Genomic DNA, 21,994 nt, shown 5'->3' on the forward strand with positions numbered 1-21,994 from the left:
ACAACTCCAACTACTGTTACAGCAATACTTGCCATAGCTGCCTCTACTTCACCCATTTCAATTCCTACTGCCACTCCTAATGCATGACCTGCTGTTCCCAGTGCTAAACCTTTTGCAATTGGATGTTTCACTCTAAATGTTTTTAAGAATAACGCTCCTAATGCGTATACGATAACTGCGTTAAAGATTACTGCAAACGATGTAATTGCTGGTATACCACCAATACTTTCAGAGATTGGTAACGCAATTGCTGTTGTTGCCGCTTGTGGTAACATTGAATTCATTACTGCTGTATCTAGGCCAATTGCTTTTGCAACAATGAACACGACAATTACTGAACAAATAGATCCAACCACGATAGCTGATAAAATTTGCCACCAATATTTTTTCAACTTATCCACTTGTTTATATAATGGAATTGCAAACGCGATTGTTGCTGGCTCTAAGAAAAAGCTAATCATTTTTCCACCAGTATTATATTCTTCGAAAGTAAAGTTACCTACTTTTAAAAAGACAATCCCTAATACCATCGCTACGAATAATGGTGTGAATAAGAAGAACCCTTTTGAATGCTTGAATAATAATGTTCCGATTCCGTATGCGATTAATGAAACGACGATTCCGAAATATGGAGTCATTGTGCTTGCCATGTTCATTCCCTCCTAACAATATATACTAAAATGGTTACGCAACTTTTCCGTGCTTGCGTCCTTTATTTACTACTTTCAATTCTTTTGTATCTTCTGTTTCTTTTTCATCTTTTCCTAAAATAAATTGTGCAAATAATCCTGTTACAGCGAGTAAAATAACTGTCGCGACAACAATTACAGTTAAAATTTGTACAAAATATTGTCCCATTACACCAAGAGAATTAATAACCGAAATACCTGATGGGACGAAAAGGAATCCGATAATACCTGTTAAAGCTGTTCCAAGTGATTCAACTTGTTCCAATTTAATAACCTTTAAACATAATAGACTAAATAAAATGACTAACCCGATTACCGATGAAGGCATCGGAATTGGTAAATGTGTTGCAATAATATTAGAAATTAACATAATAGCTGAGAATATGAATGCTTGTGATAAGAAACTATATACTTTTTTCGTACTCATTTTGGCCACCTCTTTCGATTTGGTACCTTTATTGTATAGGATATACCCGCCTTGGTAAGCGTTTACATAACAGAACGTCAAATATACAGAATCAGTTACAAATATAAAAGGATGAAATACAAAAGCTGCTTCTTAAATACGAAGCAGCTTCTTGAGTTCTTTTGCATATGTACGACTAACAGGTACTTTTGATCCTTCTTTCATAATTAAATTATACGTAGAATTGAACCACGGCTGGATTTCAGTAATATGATTAATATTTGCAATAAAGCTACGATGTACACGCATAAAACTTGCTTGCGGCAACTTCTTTTCCAAAATCACAAGTGTATCGTGTGTTATATATGTGTCCCTCATTGTTTTTACTGTCACTTTTCCATCCACAAGCCCTACATATATAATATCTTCAATATTTACAAGTACAATTGATTCTTCAATTGGTAATGCTAATTTATGCATCTCTGCCGTTACATCTGCCCCTTTTATTTCTTGCTTCGTTTCTATTTGCGACTGCTTTTGTTTTTTATACTTCTTTAATGTTTGTACAATACGTTCTTCATCAAATGGCTTTAAAATATAGTCTAACGCATCTACTTCAAATGCTTGCAACGCGTATTGATCATAGGCAGTCGCAAATACAATGGCAGGTGGATTTTTCATCTTCTTTAATATATTCGCAATTTCAAATCCGTTATCATCAGATAACTGAATGTCTAGGAAAACAATATCTGGTTTGTTTTTCATTAGCTCTTCTAATGCATCCTCTACACAATCAGCCTCACCAATTATCTCAACTTCCTTCGTTCTTTCTAATAAATACTTTAGTTCATCGCGTGCTAACATTTCATCATCAACTACTAGTACTTTTAACAATCTGCTCTTCCTCCCCTACTTTTTTTGGAATAACAAAAGTAATCTCTGTCCCCTCGTTTAATTTACTTTCGATATGAAGCATCGTTTCTTTTCCAAATAACCCAATAAGACGTTCATTAATATTATATAAAGCTGTTCCAGTCCCTTTCTTGGACGAAACTACCATCTTTCCTAATTGTTCTAAACGTTCTTCCTCAATTCCTTGCCCATTATCTTTTACTTCAAAATGAACCATACCCTCTTTTTCAAAAACATGCACTTCCACTTCGCACACTGGTTGCTTCTTCGGGAAAGCGTGTCGCAACGCATTTTCAACCAATAGTTGAAGAACAAATGGTGGTACTAAAGTTGTCTTTAGCTCATCCTCCATATACATCTTTACTTCATACTTATTTGGGAACCTTGCTTGTTCTAGCGATAGGTATGCCTGTACATGGTTTAATTCTTGTTCTAGTGGAATCAGTAACTGACGTGCGCCTTGTAAATTACAACGGAAATACACGCTAAGTTGTAATAATAACTTTCTTGCCTTCTCTACATCTGTTCGGCATAAAGCTGATACTGTATTAATCGCATTAAATAAAAAGTGCGGGTTAATTTGTGCTTGTAATGCCTTTATTTCCGCATCTTGCAATAATTTACTTTGCAACTCGGCTTCCCCTAATTCAAGTTGTGTAGAGAATATTTTTGCTAACCCTTCTGCTAATTCCTCTTCCACACGACTTAACTGGTTAGGATTTTTGAAATACAGTTTTAATGTCCCTATCGTATTTCCATGTGAAGTTAGCGGAATAACAATCGCCGCTTGCAAAGGGCATCCTTCATGTTGACAATTAATGACCTCACGTGATTTTGCTTTCATTATTTTCCCTGTTTGTAACACTTCTTTCGACAAACCAGTTATTAAACTATGTGAAGGAATATGGTGATCTGATGCTAATCCAACATGAGCTAATATTTTCTCTGTATCTGTTAAGGATACCGCATCTGTTCCTGTAAAACGGTGAATAATTTGTGCCACATGCTTACACGATTCTTCTGTTAAGCCTTGGCGAAAATACGGTAACGTTTTATCTGCAATACGTAATACCTTATGAGTCTGAAGTGCCTTTGCGTTCTCTTCCTGACGCAATATAGCTTGTATCATAGAAAGTAAAATAAAACTTCCAAAACTATTTACAAGGATCATTGGTATCGCAATTGTTTTCACAATACTCATTCCATCCTCTACAATTAATAAGATCATAATCATTTCTAAAGAAACGATAAACACACTTAAAACCGCTGAAAATTTAGGCGTAATTGTACGATTATACTTTTTAAAAATGTATCCAATATAACCTGTTATAACCCCCGCTAAAATTGAAGAAATTGCACAACTTATTGCAGTCGTCCCGCCAAGCATATAACGGTGAATACCAGCAATTGATCCTACTCCAATTCCGACGATAGGGCCACCAAGCAATCCACTAATTCCAACACCCATAATACGTGTATTCGCGATTGTGCTCGATGAAGAAACACCCTGTAGCCAATTTTCATTCATAATCGTATTTCCTGCTATTTCAATTCCTGTGTAATTGCTTACAATTGTAAACACCGAAAAAATACAAATAAGCTTAAGCTTATCTATATACCCATCTTGCTTATGAAGAAGGCGCCTGAACGTTTTAATATGAGAAAGTAAAAACCCTAAAATAACAATAAGCCCGACACGTTCAATCATCATAAGTACTAAATTTAGCATCTGTGATTCATTCCTTTTTATATGAGTTAGTTTTATTATCGGAAAATAATGAAGTGGGCGTCAAGAAGAATGAAATATCTTTTGCAATATTTTACACATAACAATTCCCGCTCTATTTGACAATCCAATAGAAGAGTGCTAAAAATAAAGTAATATAATACAGTCCTTTAACCCAACCCCGTGAGGTTGAGAAGGAAGTCGGAATATACTATACGTATGGCCTATTTTAGGAATACGTATGTTTTTTTGGCCTTCTCATCATATCAGGTGAGAAGGCCTTTTGTTATTCTTCCATAGCGACTGTAGAAGAAAATAAGGGGGAGTAATGATGAACGTCACTACTGGTGTACAATCAACAACAGAGGAAACGAAAGAGAAAAGATATAAAACATTATTTGGGTCTGCATTAGGATATGCAGCAGAAGGCTTAGATATGTTGCTCTTATCTTTCGTACTCGTCTACATTTTAAAAGAATTTCATTTAAGCCCTGTTGAAGGTGGAAACTTAACTTTAGCTACCACAATAGGAATGCTAATTGGGTCTTATTTATTTGGATTTATTGCTGATTTATTTGGGCGTATCCGTACGATGGCCTTCACAATCTTACTATTTTCACTCGCAACAGCACTTATTTATTTCGCAACAGATTATTGGCAATTATTAATTCTTCGCTTTTTAGTGGGGATGGGAGTTGGTGGTGAATTCGGGATTGGAATGGCCATCGTAACTGAAACATGGTCTAAAGAAATGCGTGCTAAGGCGACATCTGTTGTTGCACTTGGATGGCAATTTGGCGTACTAGTAGCTTCACTCCTTCCAGCATTTATCGTCCCACATTTTGGATGGAGAGCTGTTTTCCTATTTGGACTTATTCCCGCTTTATTAGCTGTTTATGTACGAAAAAGTTTAAGTGAACCGAAAATATGGGAACAAAAACAACGATACAAAAAAGAATTGTTACAAAAAGAGGTTGAAGGCAGTTTAACAACTACTGAGGCTGAACAACTAAAACAAATGAAAAAGTTCCCACTTCGAAAGCTATTTGCAAATAAAAAAGTAACAGTAACAACTATTGGCCTTATTATTATGTCATTCATCCAGAACTTCGGATATTATGGTATCTTTACATGGATGCCAACTATTTTAGCGAATAAATATAACTATACATTAGCAAAAGCTAGTGGTTGGATGTTCATCTCTACGATCGGTATGTTAATTGGAATTGCAATTTTTGGAATTCTAGCTGATAAAATTGGTCGCCGTCAAACTTTTACAATCTATTATGTCGGTGGTACTATATACTGTCTCATTTACTTCTTCTTATTCACAAATCCAACATTATTGTTATGGGGCAGCGCATTGCTTGGATTCTTCGCAAATGGCATGATGGGAGGATTCGGAGCAATTTTAGCTGAAAACTATCCTGCTGAAGCTCGCTCTACAGCAGAAAACTTTATTTTCGGTACAGGACGTGGTTTAGCTGGCTTTGGACCTGTTATTATCGGATTACTTGCTGCAGGTGGTAATTTAATGGGCGCATTATCTCTTATCTTCATTATCTATCCAATCGGTTTAATTACAATGCTACTATGTGTCCCAGAGACGAAAGATAAAGTATTAGAATAGATTGAAACTGTACAGAGTACTATCCACTTCGAGAAAAGTAGTTAAATAAATAATAAAGAGGAAGCATTTCAAATGAAATGCTTCCTCTTTTTATATAAATACAATTCTTTATTTTGATTTACTAGCTTTTTGGAACAAAAAGCTAGTTTTCTCTTCTTCTTTTACAATACCTTGTTTTAATGCTAATTCCCCTGCAACTTTAGGCGCTAGCCATAGCATTGGGAGTAACAGAATGGATACCGGGACAGCTGTTACTACGATGAATGATTGTAAGGCATTAATACTTCCCTCACCCATGTATAACAGAATTGCCGCAACTGCTCCCATAATAAGCGACCAAAAAATTCGTAAGCTAATTCTAGGATCTCCATCTCCAGTCACTGCCATCGAAATCGAATAAGCCATTGAATCTCCTGTTGTCACTACAAATAAAATTGTTAATAAAAGAAATGCCGGCCCAATAATATGAGAGAGTGGCAGTTGCTCTGTAATTGCAATCATAGCAGCTGGCATACCCGATTCACTTAATGCGCTTGAAATAGAACCAGGCTTCATTAATTCATAAAACACACCTGATCCTCCCAGAATTGTAAACCAAAATGTTGTAATAATAGGTGCAATAATTCCAATTGCAACGATGATTTCTCGAATCGTTCTTCCTCTTGAAATACGGCTCACTAAAATTGCCATCATCGGTCCATATCCAATAAACCATCCCCAGAAAAAGATTGTCCACGATCCTAACCAACCTGTATCACCGCGGTATGTGCTCATTGGAATAAATTCATTTATATAAAATCCAAACGAAGATACAAACGAATCAATAATAAATCCACCTGGTCCACATAATAATACAAATACCATTAATAAAATCGCTAATTTAACATTTAAATCGCTTATAATTTGAATCCCTTTATTAATTCCTGTTACTGCAGATATAGTAGAAACCGCAACTACACAAATAATAATTGCTAATTGAGTAGTAAAAACATCAGGAATATTAAACAATGCCTGTAGGCCATAACTTGCTTGTAAGCCTAAAAATCCGATCGGTCCAATCGTCCCTGCAGCTACCGCAATAATGGCAAATGCATCAATCATTGTTCCAAGCAAACTCTTTCGCAATTTCTCACCAAAAATAGGATATAAAAGCGTTCGAGGTTTTAACGGCATACCTTTATGATAATGCCCATACATCATAACTACCGCACTGATTGTACCTAAAATCGTCCAAGCCAAGAAACCCCAATGCATATAACTTTGTGCTAAAGCAGGCATTACTGCTTCTTTCGTTCCAGCAGATATACCTTCATGTATCGGCGGCACCGTCATCAAGTGGTACATTGGCTCTGCAGCTGCCCAAAAAACGCCACCTCCGGCAAGTAATGTCGACATAATAATAGCAAGCCACTTTGCCGTACTAATCTCAGGTTTTTCTAATCCCCCAAGTTTAACTCTTCCATATTTCGAGAATGCCATACACATTGCAACAATAAATGTACCAATTAATAAAACTTGCCAGAAGGCACCAAAATATTTAATTGAAGCTGCAAAACTGCTATTAATGACTCCCTCTACATAATTTTTATTTAAGAAAACCGCAATTACAAATAATAAAAGCGAACCACCACTAATAAGAAATACAGGCCAATCCGTTTTTCGACTCTTCATCCTCATTTACACTTCCTCCTTCCTCAGCAATCTAAAAAAACAACTTTATTATGTTTTATTGTTTACCCCCAAAACACAATGATTATATAAGTATAATAATTTATCTATTTCCTACACACTTATGTTGTCCCTAAAAATATGCTAAATCCCTTATTTAAAAGAAAATTTCTATTCCTCTTACATAAAAAAGCAAAATAAAAGACCTTATATTTCTATAAGGTCTTCGAAACAGAAATTTGATTATAACATAAGGAACTCCTTGGTTCAAAAAGCTCCTTCCAAAAATAACCGAGGGTAAAGGCTTCCATTTGCTACGTAACAGTAGTTAAAAAAAAATTATATTTTTACAGAAAATGCCCTATACTACAAACTATTTATGAAAAAAATTCGGCTTCAAAATTTCATTCGGATACGGTTTATGATAAATATGAGTGGTAGCTGGAGATAACGGCGGAATGAGCCACACCCAATTGCCCGTTACAACACGACCGCAAGCAGCTTCTTGCTTCTCAAATTGCTGAAATTGTTGCGCCGCAGTATGATGGTCAACAATACTAACTCCTTGTTTTTTAAAGGAATGTAAAACCGCCACGTTTAATTCAACTAATGCCTTATCTTTCCATAACGTACCGTTTCTCGATGTATCCAAATCCATCATTTCCGCAACTGCTGGAAGTAAATTATAGCGATCATGATCCGCTAAGTTACGTGCCCCAATCTCTGTTCCCATATACCATCCATTAAACGGAGCTGCTGTATAGGAAATACCGCCAATTTCTAAGCGCATATCTGAAATCATTGGAACTCCGTACCATTTTGCTCCAAGTGACGAAATTGGGTATTCTGGGTGTTCAATTGGCACCTCTTTTACTTCTTCTTTCGGAATTTCTTTATATATAGGCGCTTTTCCATCTATAGAAAACACAAGTGGCAATACATCGAAATTCGTACCTTCTCCTTGCCAGCCAAGTTCTTGACAAAAATCTGTAAACACAGCGGAATGAGAGTCACCAATCACTCCCATTTCTGTTTTATATCCTGCATACCGAATCAATTGGTGATTATAAATTCGTATATTATTTTCTTCACCTTGATATTGCTTAAAAATTGTAATGGTCGGTTTCACTTTTCCGTCGTTCGTTGCATATTTAATATGATGAATTAATGCATTATATACACCTTCCTCATCATTTACTTCACGTGCATCTAATATGTGCATCTTACTCCAAAATAGTCTTCCGATACATCGATTACTATTGCGCCATGCCATTCGCGATCCGTGAACAAGTTCTTCAAATGTATGTTCATACGTCCCCGTCTTCTCTATTTCAACTCGAATTTCTTTCATGCGTTCTTCTATGAATTGTTCTTTATTAAGCTCTTTATAGCAAATCGTAATAAAATGACTCGCTTCCTCTATTAATTGCTTCGTTTTACTCATAAGCGATCTCCTTCTATTTCAACAAAACGTTACTACTTTACAGTATAAGCAAAAAGAATAAGAGTCACAAACGAAAGTCGAAGTGTTACTTTTATTGTACTATCTTTCAGAAAATTAAGAGATTACTATTGACTTTCATGAAAAATAGGTGTATTTTTTACTCAGGTAAATTATTTTTACCTAGACCAACTTTTAGAGAGAAAGGAGGAAATGTCATGTCTTCATTTCAATTGCCAAAGCTTTCATATGACTATGATGAACTAGAGCCATATATCGATAGCAATACACTTTCTATTCATCATGGAAAGCACCATGCGACATACGTAAATAATTTGAATGCCGCATTAGAAAACTATTCGGAATTACATAATAAATCTTTAGAAGAGTTACTATGTAATTTAGAAGCTTTACCAAAGGAAATTGTTACAGCTGTCAGAAATAACGGTGGTGGACATTATTGTCATAGTCTTTTTTGGGAAGTAATGAGCCCACGGGGTGGCGGCGAGCCTAATGGAGACGTTGCAAAAGTAATTGATTATTATTTCAATACCTTTGACAACTTAAAAGATCAACTGTCTAAAGCAGCAATTAGCCGTTTTGGAAGTGGTTATGGATGGCTTGTCCTTGATGGTGAAGAACTTACTGTAATGAGTACACCTAATCAAGATACACCTTTGCAAGAAGGCAAAATTCCATTACTTGTCATTGATGTATGGGAACATGCCTATTATTTAAAGTACCAAAATCGTCGCCCAGAATTTGTTACCAACTGGTGGCATACAGTGAACTGGGACCGGGTAAATGAAAAGTATTTACAAGCAATTCAATCACAAAAACATTAGTCGTGCGTATAAGGTAAGTTTGGTAATGTAAAATTAGTATTGTCGAAATCCTCCAGAATCCCCCGGATTGCCACCGGGGGATTTATGATTATTTCATTGCATGTATGTAATAACATAATACTTTTTCTATTTCTATTTTCAACCCTCGGAACGGGAATCCTAATTCATTAGCTTTTCTATTATGTAATGTACAATTAGTCACTTCATTATAAGGTGCTACATGATCTCCTACTTCTTGAATGAGTGATTTTATTCCCGTATTTTCTTCTATAAAATGAATAATTTCCCGAGTAGAAACTACCCCGTTGCTACAAGCATTAATTGGCCCTTCTATGTCTTTCATCCCGCACCAAGCTAAAAATTCCCCAGCTTCTTCTTCATGTATAAACGACAATTTTCCATCTAGATGATTCACTGCGACAGGTTCTTCTCTCACAATATGTTCAACGTAAAATTGTAACCTTTTCGTATAATCGTTTTCTCCAATAACAACTGGAAAACGAACTGCAACAACTGGAAATGTTGCTTGTTGAAATACAACTGCTTCGGCTAACCTCTTTCCTTCACCATAATTGAAGTCATTCCTATCTCCATACGCAATTGCATACTCGTACGGATCGAAGTCCTCTTCTGATAAACTTAGTGCTGGTTCATAGACAGCCATTGAAGATGTCATAACGTATTTTGTCGTTTTCCCTCGTAACACTTCACATATTATCTTCGCTGCGTTTGAGCTATAGCATAAATTATCGTATACAATATCATAACTTTTATCTGCTAGACGCTCTGCTAGTTGTTTTTCATCTTCTCTATCTACAATAAGTCTTTTTACTCTACTCCCAAAAGAATCTTCCGTAATTCCTCTCGTCGCAATCGTTACATCGTGCCCATCTTGCAAAAGTGCTTCTACTAAATGTTTACCAAAAAATCTTGTTCCCCCTAGCACCAATACTTTTTTCAACTTTATCATCCCCATTTCGATAAATTGTAAAATACTACCTCTCTATTATAAATGCTAACATATAAAAAGCATGGAACTCGTTTAACGATTCCATGCTTTTCTACAAAAAATATATTAACGTACTCGATATTTATAAATACAATAACAGAAGTATAAAATAGAAATTACAGATACATAAACCCATAATTCATATACGAACCCCTCTCCCCATACTCCCATAAAATAAAAGAGTGAAGGTAACGTCAATGTTACCCATGATTGTACGAAGGCAATCCTTCCAAGATATTGATTGATGTTCTTTTTTTGTGTATTTAATACAAAGAATAAATACCAAAGTAATGCCCACATAAACCACGTTAACGCATTCACAACATCGTGGAATTGAACAAATGAAACAATCATATAAAATAAAGCAATAATTGCTACCCAAATACAAAACCAACCTAGACCGCTACTATCCATTCCTTTTATAAAAGTAACACCTACATATAAATAGGTTAATCCGAATAAAAAAGTAGCTGCATATGAATATACCGTCCAATTGCTTTGATCAGAAATCATGATTAAATAGAACGGAATAATAATTTGTAGTGCACCCACAAATAAATTAAAAACACCTGCACTTTTCATCTCTGCTTTTCCTAATATAACAAGACTATTTAAAAATAAAGCTGCACCCGAAAGTAATAATCCTACGTAACCCATATGTATTCGTGTGAAATTCTTTCTCTTTCACACTTTTAACCTCCCCACAATATAAAGTGATTCTTTATTATTTTTCTTCCTATTTCAAACTACATACATAATTTTTAATCTAAATAGGTCAGACTTCCTACCTTGAAGAACGCCAAATTTAAAACGCTTTCAATCATAAATAACCCTATCAGAACATTAATAGGATTCCTTGATTATAAACGTACTCTAACCATGACACAAGTATTGATGTTATTTTAAATATCACGTTTTTTATTTCTATAAAAATTAATAGGATAATGCACTTTTTCTATCTTATTCTACTAATTTCTAACATGGAATATTATAAAATGAGCTAGTCAGTAATACATTCATCTTTATAAGATAATCGTATACTGACCTAAACTTTCATAGTCAATATTGATAGTTTCTCATCCCTAATAATTGCTATTTATCATAAATATCATTCGGATTAATTGTAGGAATAAATCCATTTATAGAACTATATTTTTTAGATACGGTATTTGGAGTAACGGTAAACGTTACAATCTTATTACTTTGTTGTTTAAAATAGCGCATCCAATTTTGACTCCATTCATCTTTCGTAATAACTTGTTTATTGAAGTCCTCCCACAATACACCATGTATAAAATTCAAGGATGTATTTTTGATTGTGTCAAATCCCCAATTCTGTATAAGAAGCAAATCAGAATCAACACCTTTTATTTCTTTTAATAAATTTACATATGCTTCGCGAAATTTCCCTTGTGTAACTGGCTGATCATAAAAATAGTCATCAATATCACCAGCGGTATCTAAAAACACACCGTCTATTCCTTTTCCAATAACTTGCTGTTTCACTTTATTTACAACAATCCGCCGGTAATGTTCATCAGCTAAATTCATAATATATGTATCCCACTGCTCAATCTTCATTTTCTTACCGTCTCGATAATAATAGTCTGATTCAACTACTTGCGATTTATGCCACGATTCTAATTCTAAAACACTAACATACCCAAGGACTACTGTTCCGGATTTTTTTAATTGCTGAACTTGCTCTTTCGTAAATGCATATGGCTCTATAATGACCATGTCATACTTTGAAAGTCCCTCAATTACTTGCTCATTTGCTTCACCATAATAAATTTTATAACTTCGTACATTTTTTAAAACTGGTTCCACGACATTTGCTTGGGCGGATGTACTTGAGGAAAAAATAAAAGAAAATATAGCTAAAAAGTACATGGAACGTTTCCACTCCATAATAATATTACCCCCTATAAAACTGTAATTTTTTATCATTTTATATATTAATACAAGTATAGTAATACAATAACATTTTACATTTTTTCAAGCTCGATATTTAATAAAAAATCCCAATAAATACAATACATTAACAAAAATTAGAATTTATTTCACTTGAATTTACTACATCTCTGTTGATAAAATGATTTGGGCTTTATATATTTTAAAATAATTCTTTTAAATTATGTATTTTATTTCAGTGTACTATTCCTCAAAATTAAATTTGCAAACGAAAGAAGGGATTTTTTATGCACTATAGACAATCTAATTTATTACAAAAAATGATTGAACCTACGATTCTCTTTATTGCTCTATTTTTTCTCTCAATACTAACTGATTTTCTAACACCAACGTATGAATACTTCTTACTCTTATTTATTACATTAATTATTTCTAGCCGGTATGGCATATCTATCGCCCTTTTCACCTTTCTAGAAGCAATGATTTATATTTTTATAAGCGGTATATATAAAGAAGATGATATATTACTGTACTTTTATTCATTAGATTACTGGATTAATTGGATTTTCTTACTTGTTATTAGTTTATGTTGTGGACTAATGAGTACTGCACAAAAAGAACGGTATGAAGATGTACATATGATAAATAATGAGCTAAAAGCCGAAAATAAAGAATTAAAATATGTTGTGAAACAATTGGATGAAACACGTATTACACTACGTTCTCGTGTACTTGAATCAAATAATCACTTATCTAAAATGTATCATATGTTTAAAGCTTTAAATCATACACATCCTGAAATTGTACTCGATGAGGGAATAAATGTATTAAAAATGTATTTCGGAGCAAAAAAAATTGGTATCTATCACGTCGATAACAATAAACAATCACTTCGTATTAAATTAAGAGCAGAAACTGGTAAAAATACCTTACCTCAATCCATTTTTGTTAAAAATGCTTCGCTAGTCATCAAAAACGCTCTAGCGCATAATCGACCTTTTTTCCGTACAGAAGAGGATTTTCAAGACGCTCCACTTTTAGTTGGTCCCGTCCTATTCCAAGATGATGTACAATACGTCATTATATTAGACGAAATTGAATTTTCAAAAGTAACTTCTGAGCAATTCGAACTTTTCACATGGTATTTGCGCTGGATGGGTGATCGTTTACAAAACGCTTCTAATCTTTGGCTATCAAGTCAAGAGGATCGTACATTCCCTAAAACGAGTATTTATTATGAAGATGAATTTGAACATTTACTAAAAATAGAAAAGAAACGGTACGAAACATTATCTTATCCATATTCCTATTTTGAATTTACTGTTCCACAAGATTCTTTAGAAATGATAAATTCTATTTTAAAAGATCATTTGCGTGATATCGATATATTCGGTTATAGCACGACCAAACAAAAAGTTATGATTCTATTACCTGGCACTGAAGAAAAGTTTTTATTACCAGTCCAAACTCGTATACAAAACGCTCTTTCTTCTAAAGGAGTGGTATGCTAATGATTTTACTCCTTCTTTACTTTATTTATGCTATTTTGGTTTTTCTTTTATTTCGATTTACGAAAGGTTTGATTACTGAAGATAAGAAAGGAATTATTGAGTTTTGCTTGATTATCTCTCTCCTTTTCCCGCTTGTCGGACTTATTGTATCAGCAATCATGTTATTACTGAATATAAGACGCTCCAAGACCGAGTGGTTACAGCAATACTCTGAGTATGTTTCCTTTCAAGTTGATCATTATGAAGATATTTTAGCATCAGCAAAACAAGATATGGATCTAATTTCATTTTCTTCTGGATTAGAACTAGATAAGCCTGAATTACATAAACAACTCATTGTACAGTTAAGCTCCTCCCCTATTTCCAATGAAGGAGGCTTATTGAAAGAAGCCATTCATCATAAAGATCCTGAAACTGTACATTACGCAGCAACTACTATTAATTTACTAAATGAAAGGTACGAAAAACAGATCGAATACTTAAATAAGCAATTTCTACAAAATCCACAAAATGAAATTGCAAAAGAGTTGGTTTCTAACTATTTAAGATATATAGACAGTGGTCTTCTTTCTAATCAGCAAAAGGAAAAAATAATCGCCGAATTTATGAATTTTATTACACAAAGTGTAGAACTATTCCCTACTGAACCTCTTTATCCTTTCCACCTTGGAAATCTGTTTCTACATACAAAACAATATGCAAAGTCTGAAGAACAATTTTTAAATCTTATTCATTTCTATCCTGAATCATATTACGGTTACGTTGGGTTACTTGAAATATATTATGAACAAAAGTTATGGGACGAGCTCTATAACTTAATCAATAATCTAGCATCTGCAAAAAGAGTTCATATACTACCGCGTAAATATCAATTATTTGTAAGGCAGTTTGGAGGCGCACACATTGAAAAAGGGGATTAATATATATATCGGAATTGTTAGTATCATTTTATTTCTCTTAATTATATCTATCCTTATATATCGAACAGAAAATTTCTATCAAAAGTTTTCTGTTCCTAAAACTAAAGAAACAGATACTGTTAAAACGCTCAAAGCAAAAGATGTAGCCCAAAATGGACAAAAAATGCAATTATACGTTTTAAAAACGGATAATACATTAGGGCAACAAGTCGAATTTAATACGAAAAAAGCAATGGATTACGCACACCTACACTATAAAGATATTACAGCTAATGAAATTAAGGGACTTACTCCCTCTCCCTATACAGGAATTATTATTACAGGTGAAATAATGACGCAACTTCCACAAGCTGATATTCAAAATTTTGTACGAATGGGCGGAAGGATTATTATCGCAAACCGACTTGATTCAGATCCTTCCTGGAACACATTATTTGGTATTACAAAAAAAGAAGGCTTCAAAGATGTGAAAGGATTAACCTTTGAAGAAGTTTTATTCCCTGGTTATCCTGATCTCTCAAGTTCTTCTCCATTGTTCACTCATAGCTCAATGAATATTACGCTAGATGAGAATACAACTAATACTTGGATTACTGCAGAAGATACTCCCATCCTTTGGACCAATGACTACGGTGAAGGAAAAGTCTTATATTGGAATACAACAGCATTGAACGATAAATTAGGTAGAGGTATGTTCGTTCAATCACTGGGTACTATTTTCCCGACTTTCGCTACAGTACAACTTGGAGCGGAGATTATGTATATCGATGACTTCCCATCTCCAATTCCAAGTGGAGAACTAAAAAACTTAACAACAGAAAAAATTTCTGTTGAAGAATTTTATAAAAAACATTGGTGGAAAAATATGAAGGATATCTCTGAAGAGCTTGATATTAAATATACGGGGGTTGCAATTGGGACATACCAAAATAAAGTAACGCCACCTTTTGAAAATTTCACAGGCAAAAATAGAAATACCTATTTATTATTTGGGAGAGAATTATTAAGTCACGGTGGAGAAATCGGTATTCATGGCTATAACCATCAACCTTTATTATTACCACCAGACCCAGTAGATAAAGCACTTGAATATGTTCCATGGAATTCAAAAGAGGACATGGAGAGATCCTTAGATGCTTTACAAAAACTCGTGTATAACTTCTTTCCAAACGAAAAACTAAAAACCTATGTACCACCATCCAATATTATAAATACAACTGGATTAAGTGCATTAAACGACGCAGTTCCAACTATGGAAACAGTTGCTTCTCTATATGTGGGAAGTAAAAGTAACGGCAGTTTAATTCAAGAATTTGGACCAGACGAGCACAACAAAAATATTTATCACTTCCCACGTATTACGAGTGGCTATGCTATTTCAGATGAAGAACAATTTATTTTAGCTGATGTTACTGCAAATTTAGGGGTTATCTCACATTTCGTCCATCCAGATGATATCCTTGATGAAAAACGTTCGGGTAATTTAACGTGGGAAGAATTATTTAAAGCTTATAAAACGACAATTAAAGAAATCCGAGAAAGATATCCTTATATAAAAAGTATGACACAAAGTGAAGCAACTGCTTCCATGAAAATTTATCAAACTGGTGATTTAGCTGTTTCTTATGAAGATGATGCTGTTCACATTGCATATAAAGGATTACCAAACCACACTGCAACGATTATACGTGTGGAAGAAGGGAAAAAATTGAAAACCGGTTCATTCCCATACGGCACAGTTACAAAGCTAGATTCACAAATTTATAGCGTTATATTAAAACAAGCTAACGCTACAATTCCAATTAAAGGGGTATAGCAGATGAGAATAGGTTTAGTCGTTGAAGGAAGTTATCCTTTTGTCAGTGGCGGAGTAGCAAGTTGGGTACAAATGATCATCCAACAATTTAAAGAACATGAATTCACCATTTTTGCGATCGTACCGCAAATAAAAACAGAAGAGGAATATCAATATGAAATTCCTAACAATGTAAAAGATATCATTATGATTCCCTTACAATCAGAAAGTGACTCAAAACATATAAAAACCAATTTAACGACTGATGAAGTACAAACACTTCAAAAATGGTTTACATTCCAAGCTAACGACACAGAAGCATTACAAATATTAGGGAACAAGCAAAAGCTAGGAACACTACATTCCTTCTTCGAAAGTCGTGAATTTTATGAAATAGTGAAAGAAAGCTATTTGTATGAAGAAAGTAGTGGTTCTTTCTTAAATTACTTTTGGATGTGGAGATCTATGTTCACACCAATCATTCAAATTTTACAAATTGATTTTCCTGAATTAGATCTTATCCATTCTGTATCTACAGGCTATGGTGGGCTTCTTGGAGCTGCAATTAGTGCCAAATCTGACATACCATTTATTCTAACAGAGCATGGTATTTATTCTCGGGAACGTGAAGAGGAAATACTCCAATCAACTTGGATACCAATCGAATACAAAAAAAGATGGGTTTCTTTCTTCCATCATTTATCTCACCAAGCATATGAACAAGCTGCTGATGTGATTACGTTATTCGGACGGAATAGTGCATATCAAAAAGAACTAGGAGCCCCGGCCCATAAACTAAAAATTGTTCCAAATGGTGTTACTTTATCTGACTATAAAGGGCTACGTAAGCCAAAACATAATTCAGATAAACTCATTATTTCTGCTATTATACGAGTTGTGCCAATTAAAGACGTAAAAACAATGATTTATGCAGCTAAATTATTATTAGAAAAAGATATTCCGTTTATCTTCTACTTATTAGGTCCTGATACAGAAGAACCAGAATATGCCCAAGAATGTCGTGATTTAATTCAGCAACTTGGATTAAAAGAACATGTAATAATGACTGGCAGAGTAAACATTAAAGATTACTTAAAACAAACGGATATTCTCGTATTAACTAGCATATCTGAAGGACAACCACTAGCTATGTTAGAAGGAATGGCATCGGGATTACCATGGGTTGTTACAGACGTTGGTTCTTGTAAGGAGTTAATTTATGGACAAGATGAAGATCCTTACGGCCAATGTGGCTTTGTTGTACCACCTGTATCTCCTGAACAAGTTGCCACCCACTTAGAATGGTATTATCGCCACCCTGAATCCATTCAACAATTCGGAAACAATGGGCGTAATCGTATTGAAGCATATTATCAATTATCAGGTGTTGTTGATAGTTATCGTAAGCTTTATTTAGAAAGGGGTGCGAAAACATGGCAGGTATAGGATTTCGATTACAAAAATTATTTCAGGAAGACTACTATTCTTCAAGGGTAAAAGCTTATGGATTTTCGTTATTTGTTACAGCTGGTCCTTGGTTAGTCGTTATTTTAGCAGTAACAACTATTCGATTCATTTTGAGTTTATTTCATTCTATTTCAATTGAAGAACAGCGCCTTTTCACTATTTCAATTTCATATTGCTTTATTTTTTCTCAAATTATTTACGGAGCATTGCAGCTCATTGTAACTAGATATGTAGCTGACCTTTTATACGAACAAAAAGCTGATAAAGTATTTTCTTCATTTTTAGGAATGACGAAGATCACACTTTTTTTAGCTATTATGTTATGGCTTTTGTTTGCATTTTTCACACCGTTAGCTTTATATTATAAAATCGTGATGCTATTTTTATTTTTAGCTTTAAATATCATCTGGATTCAGTCCATTTATTTAACAGCAGCTAAAGATTATCAATCAATTGCACTGGCATTTTTAATCGGATCCATTTTTTCCCTATTAGGAATTATCCTAGTAGCTTACTGGCACCCTACACTTGGGTTAGAACATGGATCTGCCCTATTGCTTTTAATTTCTTTTACACTCGGTACTTTCATTACACTAGTATGGTTAAGTATCGTTATTGTACGAATGTTTCCAAATAGTGATGCTACTGAACAATTTACCTTTCTGTCTTATTTAGATAAATATCCAGAATTATTTTGGTCAAGCCTCTTTTACAATGTGGGTATTTGGGTATGTAATTTTGTTATTTGGTTTGGAGACGGTCGGGGAAATATTGAAGACACATTTATTTATCATCAAATTTATGATACTTCTGTTTTCTGGGCGTATTTAAGTATTATCCCAACCTATATTTTCTTTGTAGTATCCATTGAAACGAGGTTTTATGAAAGATATAAAAAGTTCTTCGGTTCGGTAAACAATGGTGGAACATTACATACGCTTTTACAATTGAAAGATTCCATGAACTTTGTCTTAAAGCAGGAAATGGAACGTATACTTCGTAATCAAGGTATTTTTTCCTTACTTATTATTTTTATAATATGGATGTTTAGTTCGCAATCTGGAAAGACAACACTTAATTACTCTATTCTGCAATTAACTATAGTTGGTGCTTATGCAAATGGAATGGTGCTCGTTATTACATTACTACTCCTATACTTTGAGGATCGTAAAGGGGCATTTCGAACATCAGCTATTTTCTTTTTTGCAAACTTGTTATTAAGCCTTATCCTGCTTCCATTTGGATTCAATGGTTACGGCATTAGTTTCGCAGTTGGATCTTCTATTACATTCCTATATGCTATTTCTAGGCTCTTTACTTACATTAAAGATATTGATTATTATACATTTTGCCAGTCAAATATTCCTATAAAACAGCGGACCTTTTTTACCAAATTAGCTAATAAACTTAACGGGAAATAAATACAAAAATGCCCTTTGCTCATGCAAAGGGCATTTTTTGTATCTACATATTAAACTTCCAAATAGCCATTTTTATTATTTGATTGCCATCTCCAAGAATCTGCACACATTTCTTCTAATCCACGTTTTGCTTCCCATCCTAGTTCACGTTTTGCCTTTGATGCATCTGCAAAACATATTGCCACATCACCAGGACGACGCTCTGTAATTTTATAAGGAACTTTTTTTCCTGAAACCCTTTCAAATGCTTCAACCATCTCAAGTACACTATACCCTGTACCTGTGCCCAAATTATAAGCATCTACTCCTGTTGTATTCAGTACTTTCTCTAGCGCTTTTACGTGACCTTTTGCTAAGTCTACAACATGTATGTAGTCACGGATGCCTGTTCCATCTTTCGTTGGGTAGTCATTTCCAAATACACTTAATTCTTTTAGCTTACCTACTGCCACTTGTGTAACATATGGCATTAAGTTATTTGGAATTCCATTTGGATCCTCTCCAATACGTCCACTTTCATGTGCACCAAATGGGTTGAAATAGCGAAGTAACGCGATACTCCATTCTCTATCTGCAAATGCTACATCACGCATAATTTGCTCAATCATTAATTTCGTTTGACCATATGGATTTGTTGCACTTAATGGAAACTCCTCTGTAATCGGTGACGTTTCCGGGATACCATATACAGTTGCGGATGAACTAAAAATCATCTTCTTTACATTATGTTTCTGCATTACTTCACATAGCACTAAAGTGCTCGTAATGTTGTTATGATAATATGTTAATGGAATTGCTACTGATTCCCCTACAGCTTTAAATCCTGCAAAGTGAATAACTGCTTCGATTGCATTTTCTTCAAAAATTGCGTCAAGTGCTTCTTGATTTAAAACATCTTCTTTATAAAACTTAAATTGTTTTCCTGTTATTTCTTTCACTCGATTTATAGATTCTACCGAGCTATTCGAAAGATTATCAACTACTATAATTTCGTAACCGCTATTTAGTAATTCTACACATGTATGACTACCAATATACCCTGCTCCACCTGTTACAAGTATTGCCATAATTATAGTCCTCCATATTTCATTCATTATAAACTTCTCAAAGTATATCACATATTTCTTATCCTATGTTTAATATGCGAACACATAAACTTACATTTTATCCCATAATAATTTTATAACATATACGATTCCAATCAAGTAATAAGAAAAATGCCACATAATTTTTGTTATGTGGCGTTTTTCTTATTAAATTACGTAACAATATACACTTAGAAAATGTGCAAGACTACCTAATAATACAAAAACGTGAAAAATTTCATGATGTCCCATATATTTAAACTCTAGCCATTTTGGCTTTGTTCCATAAATAAATCCACCAATTGTATAAAAAATGCCCCCAAGTACTAAGAAAACAATGCCTCCTGTACTTAAATTCTCAGCTAACGGTGCAAAGAATAAAACAATTAACCAACCCATCGTAATATAAATTGCTGTCGATAACCATCTTGGACAATTAAACCAAAACATTTTAAACACAATGCCACAAATCGCAGTTGCATAGACTAAACAAAATAATAACAAACCACTTGCTGAATTTAATGTAATTAAGCAAAAGGGTGCATATGTACCTGCAATTAATATAAAAATCATAGAATGATCTAGCTTCCTAAAGAAGTAAATAACACGTTCATTGGCCACAACACTATGATATACAGCTGATGCCGTATAAAGGACCATCATTCCAATCCCAAACAAAATAACAGCTGTAATTGCAGCAAATGATGGCATCTTGATAGAAACTTTCACAAGCATAGCTAATAAGGCAATAAATGATAATATCGCTCCACCTAAGTGAGTAAATGCATTAACTGGTTCCCTTACATAAGCATTCATAATAACACCCCTCATATAATTACATGTAGTTTCAATAACTACATGTAATTATATACACATTTCTTTTTAAGGTCAACATTTACAATTTATTTGTTTCGTAATACCATATTTAAGGATGTATTAGACATTAAGTTCCACTAAGTTATAAAAGTGAGGGATTCTACGTGGAAAATATAAATGAATTACTTGAGACATTGCATTTAGAAAAAAATATTAAACTTGAGGATATTCCAAATGTTGACTTATATGTAGATCAAGTTGTCCAACTATTTGAGAATACTTATGCAGATACAACGAGAACTGATGATGAAAAAGTATTAACAAAAACGATGATTAATAATTACGCAAAAGGGAAACTATTCATCCCTATCAAAAATAAAAAATATTCAAAAGAGCATATGATTTTAATTAGCCTAATTTATCAATTAAAAGGTGCTCTTTCCATTAACGACATAAAAAGTTCATTAGAAACTATAAATGACTCCTTATTAAATGATGATTCATTCGAATTAAATATGTTATACAAAAATTATCTTGCTCTTACTGAAAGCAATGTCGAAAGCTTTAAACAAGACGTAAATAACCGTGTTACAGAAGTAAATGAGATTTCTTCCTTAGAAGACACAAAGCTAGAAAAATTTCTACTACTAACATCCTTCGTGACTATGAGTAATATGTATAGACGTTTAGCGGAGCAACTAGTGGATGATTTAAAAGAATCATAAATAAAAAACTATCC

19 protein-coding genes are annotated in these 21,994 nt (G+C 33.8%); 8 read left to right on the forward strand and 11 right to left on the reverse strand.

Translation table 11 applies throughout. The features are described 5' to 3' along the window. From lrgB to lytS, 4 genes are all read right to left on the reverse strand, one after another. A partial coding sequence (lrgB, locus tag MR083_RS18450; protein WP_242269691.1) for an antiholin-like protein LrgB occupies positions 1-650 on the reverse strand: 650 nt, incomplete at its 3' end. 34 nt (positions 651-684) lie between these two features. After that, a complete protein-coding gene (gene lrgA, locus MR083_RS18455; protein WP_000104901.1) occupies positions 685-1,116 on the reverse strand; it encodes an antiholin-like murein hydrolase modulator LrgA in 432 nt (143 codons plus the stop codon). 132 nt (positions 1,117-1,248) lie between these two features. Next, on the reverse strand, positions 1,249-1,989 hold the full coding sequence (locus tag MR083_RS18460; RefSeq protein ID WP_000921835.1) for a LytR/AlgR family response regulator transcription factor: 741 nt from the start codon (positions 1,987-1,989) through the stop codon (positions 1,249-1,251). Next, the gene (gene lytS, locus MR083_RS18465) at positions 1,967-3,736 is read right to left on the reverse strand and encodes a two-component system sensor histidine kinase LytS (RefSeq protein ID WP_242269692.1); all 1,770 of its coding nucleotides are present in this window, start codon (positions 3,734-3,736) and stop codon (positions 1,967-1,969) included. The genes MR083_RS18460 and lytS overlap by 23 nt, the downstream gene beginning before the upstream one ends. A 328-nt stretch (positions 3,737-4,064) precedes the next feature. On the opposite strand from lytS, the gene MR083_RS18470 reads away from it, so the two are divergent. Continuing rightward, a complete protein-coding gene (locus tag MR083_RS18470) occupies positions 4,065-5,363 on the forward strand; it encodes an MFS transporter (RefSeq protein ID WP_242269693.1) in 1,299 nt (432 codons plus the stop codon). A 108-nt stretch (positions 5,364-5,471) separates the two neighbouring features. On the opposite strand, the gene MR083_RS18475 is transcribed toward MR083_RS18470, so the two are convergent. Continuing rightward, a complete protein-coding gene (locus MR083_RS18475; protein ID WP_001242459.1) occupies positions 5,472-7,040 on the reverse strand; it encodes a BCCT family transporter in 1,569 nt (522 codons plus the stop codon). Positions 7,041-7,404: 364 nt separating this feature from the next. Further along, positions 7,405-8,475 (reverse strand): nitric oxide synthase oxygenase, encoded by a 1,071-nt coding sequence (locus MR083_RS18480; RefSeq protein WP_000047606.1) that lies wholly within the window; start codon positions 8,473-8,475, stop codon positions 7,405-7,407. Positions 8,476-8,690: 215 nt separating this feature from the next. Here MR083_RS18480 and sodA point away from each other — a divergent pair, with 215 nt between their 5' ends. Then, a complete protein-coding gene (sodA, locus tag MR083_RS18485) occupies positions 8,691-9,317 on the forward strand; it encodes a superoxide dismutase [Mn] (protein WP_000094046.1) in 627 nt (208 codons plus the stop codon). 88 nt (positions 9,318-9,405) lie between these two features. On the opposite strand, the gene MR083_RS18490 is transcribed toward sodA, so the two are convergent. The 3 genes from MR083_RS18490 to MR083_RS18500 all read right to left on the reverse strand — a co-directional run bounded on the left by MR083_RS18490 (position 9,406) and on the right by MR083_RS18500 (position 12,237). Continuing rightward, positions 9,406-10,287 (reverse strand): NAD-dependent epimerase/dehydratase family protein, encoded by an 882-nt coding sequence (locus tag MR083_RS18490; RefSeq protein ID WP_242269694.1) that lies wholly within the window; start codon positions 10,285-10,287, stop codon positions 9,406-9,408. A 105-nt stretch (positions 10,288-10,392) separates the two neighbouring features. After that, positions 10,393-10,983, reverse strand: coding sequence for an AmiS/UreI family transporter (locus tag MR083_RS18495; protein ID WP_000542562.1), 591 nt, complete (start codon positions 10,981-10,983; stop codon positions 10,393-10,395). A gap of 435 nt (positions 10,984-11,418) precedes the next feature. Further along, the gene (locus MR083_RS18500; RefSeq protein WP_000455000.1) at positions 11,419-12,237 is read right to left on the reverse strand and encodes an endo alpha-1,4 polygalactosaminidase; all 819 of its coding nucleotides are present in this window, start codon (positions 12,235-12,237) and stop codon (positions 11,419-11,421) included. Between the two features lie 290 nt (positions 12,238-12,527). On the opposite strand from MR083_RS18500, the gene MR083_RS18505 reads away from it, so the two are divergent. Genes MR083_RS18505 through pelG form a run of 5 tightly spaced genes read left to right on the forward strand, consistent with a single transcriptional unit; the run spans position 12,528 to position 19,354 of the window. After that, entirely contained in the window at positions 12,528-13,751 is a 1,224-nt protein-coding gene (locus tag MR083_RS18505; protein WP_000559343.1) for a GAF domain-containing protein, read from the forward strand. Next, the gene (locus MR083_RS18510; RefSeq protein ID WP_000601985.1) at positions 13,751-14,671 is read left to right on the forward strand and encodes a tetratricopeptide repeat protein; all 921 of its coding nucleotides are present in this window, start codon (positions 13,751-13,753) and stop codon (positions 14,669-14,671) included. Before MR083_RS18505 ends, MR083_RS18510 begins: the two co-directional genes overlap by 1 nt. Beyond that, positions 14,655-16,487: a DUF2194 domain-containing protein gene (locus tag MR083_RS18515; RefSeq protein ID WP_242269695.1), complete on the forward strand. Its 1,833-nt coding sequence runs from the start codon at positions 14,655-14,657 to the stop codon at positions 16,485-16,487. Before MR083_RS18510 ends, MR083_RS18515 begins: the two co-directional genes overlap by 17 nt. Positions 16,488-16,490: 3 nt before the next feature. After that, positions 16,491-17,912, forward strand: coding sequence for a GT4 family glycosyltransferase PelF (gene pelF / locus MR083_RS18520; protein ID WP_001219499.1), 1,422 nt, complete (start codon positions 16,491-16,493; stop codon positions 17,910-17,912). Beyond that, the gene (gene pelG, locus MR083_RS18525; RefSeq protein ID WP_000907294.1) at positions 17,900-19,354 is read left to right on the forward strand and encodes an exopolysaccharide Pel transporter PelG; all 1,455 of its coding nucleotides are present in this window, start codon (positions 17,900-17,902) and stop codon (positions 19,352-19,354) included. Before pelF ends, pelG begins: the two co-directional genes overlap by 13 nt. Before the next feature lie 50 nt (positions 19,355-19,404). Here the strand turns inward: pelG and galE are convergent, their stop codons facing one another. Next, entirely contained in the window at positions 19,405-20,421 is a 1,017-nt protein-coding gene (gene galE, locus MR083_RS18530; RefSeq protein WP_000996533.1) for a UDP-glucose 4-epimerase GalE, read from the reverse strand. Positions 20,422-20,607: 186 nt separating this feature from the next. Continuing rightward, entirely contained in the window at positions 20,608-21,255 is a 648-nt protein-coding gene (gene trhA, locus MR083_RS18535) for a PAQR family membrane homeostasis protein TrhA (protein WP_000995364.1), read from the reverse strand. 164 nt (positions 21,256-21,419) lie between these two features. On the opposite strand from trhA, the gene MR083_RS18540 reads away from it, so the two are divergent. Next, positions 21,420-21,980 (forward strand): DUF1836 domain-containing protein, encoded by a 561-nt coding sequence (locus MR083_RS18540; RefSeq protein ID WP_000427878.1) that lies wholly within the window; start codon positions 21,420-21,422, stop codon positions 21,978-21,980. The last annotated feature ends 14 nt before the right edge of the window (positions 21,981-21,994 follow it).

This window comes from Bacillus cereus group sp. BfR-BA-01408 (assembly GCF_022663305.1).
GTDB classification, from domain to species: Bacteria; Bacillota; Bacilli; order Bacillales; family Bacillaceae_G; genus Bacillus_A; species Bacillus_A pacificus.

Excerpts from the sequence above, each read along its gene's own strand:
- lrgA (WP_000104901.1), bottom strand. The coding sequence starts at position 1,116 with ATGAGTACGAAAAAAGTATATAGTTTCTTATCACAAGCATTCATATTC.
- lytS (WP_242269692.1), bottom strand. The coding sequence starts at position 3,736 with ATGCTAAATTTAGTACTTATGATGATTGAACGTGTCGGGCTTATTGTT.
- MR083_RS18470 (WP_242269693.1), top strand. The coding sequence starts at position 4,065 with ATGAACGTCACTACTGGTGTACAATCAACAACAGAGGAAACGAAAGAG.
- MR083_RS18475 (WP_001242459.1), bottom strand. The coding sequence starts at position 7,040 with ATGAGGATGAAGAGTCGAAAAACGGATTGGCCTGTATTTCTTATTAGT.
- MR083_RS18480 (WP_000047606.1), bottom strand. The coding sequence starts at position 8,475 with ATGAGTAAAACGAAGCAATTAATAGAGGAAGCGAGTCATTTTATTACG.
- sodA (WP_000094046.1), top strand. The coding sequence starts at position 8,691 with ATGTCTTCATTTCAATTGCCAAAGCTTTCATATGACTATGATGAACTA.
- MR083_RS18490 (WP_242269694.1), bottom strand. The coding sequence starts at position 10,287 with ATGATAAAGTTGAAAAAAGTATTGGTGCTAGGGGGAACAAGATTTTTT.
- MR083_RS18495 (WP_000542562.1), bottom strand. The coding sequence starts at position 10,983 with ATGGGTTACGTAGGATTATTACTTTCGGGTGCAGCTTTATTTTTAAAT.
- MR083_RS18500 (WP_000455000.1), bottom strand. The coding sequence starts at position 12,237 with ATGGAGTGGAAACGTTCCATGTACTTTTTAGCTATATTTTCTTTTATT.
- MR083_RS18505 (WP_000559343.1), top strand. The coding sequence starts at position 12,528 with ATGCACTATAGACAATCTAATTTATTACAAAAAATGATTGAACCTACG.
- MR083_RS18510 (WP_000601985.1), top strand. The coding sequence starts at position 13,751 with ATGATTTTACTCCTTCTTTACTTTATTTATGCTATTTTGGTTTTTCTT.
- pelF (WP_001219499.1), top strand. The coding sequence starts at position 16,491 with ATGAGAATAGGTTTAGTCGTTGAAGGAAGTTATCCTTTTGTCAGTGGC.
- pelG (WP_000907294.1), top strand. The coding sequence starts at position 17,900 with ATGGCAGGTATAGGATTTCGATTACAAAAATTATTTCAGGAAGACTAC.
- galE (WP_000996533.1), bottom strand. The coding sequence starts at position 20,421 with ATGGCAATACTTGTAACAGGTGGAGCAGGGTATATTGGTAGTCATACA.
- trhA (WP_000995364.1), bottom strand. The coding sequence starts at position 21,255 with ATGAATGCTTATGTAAGGGAACCAGTTAATGCATTTACTCACTTAGGT.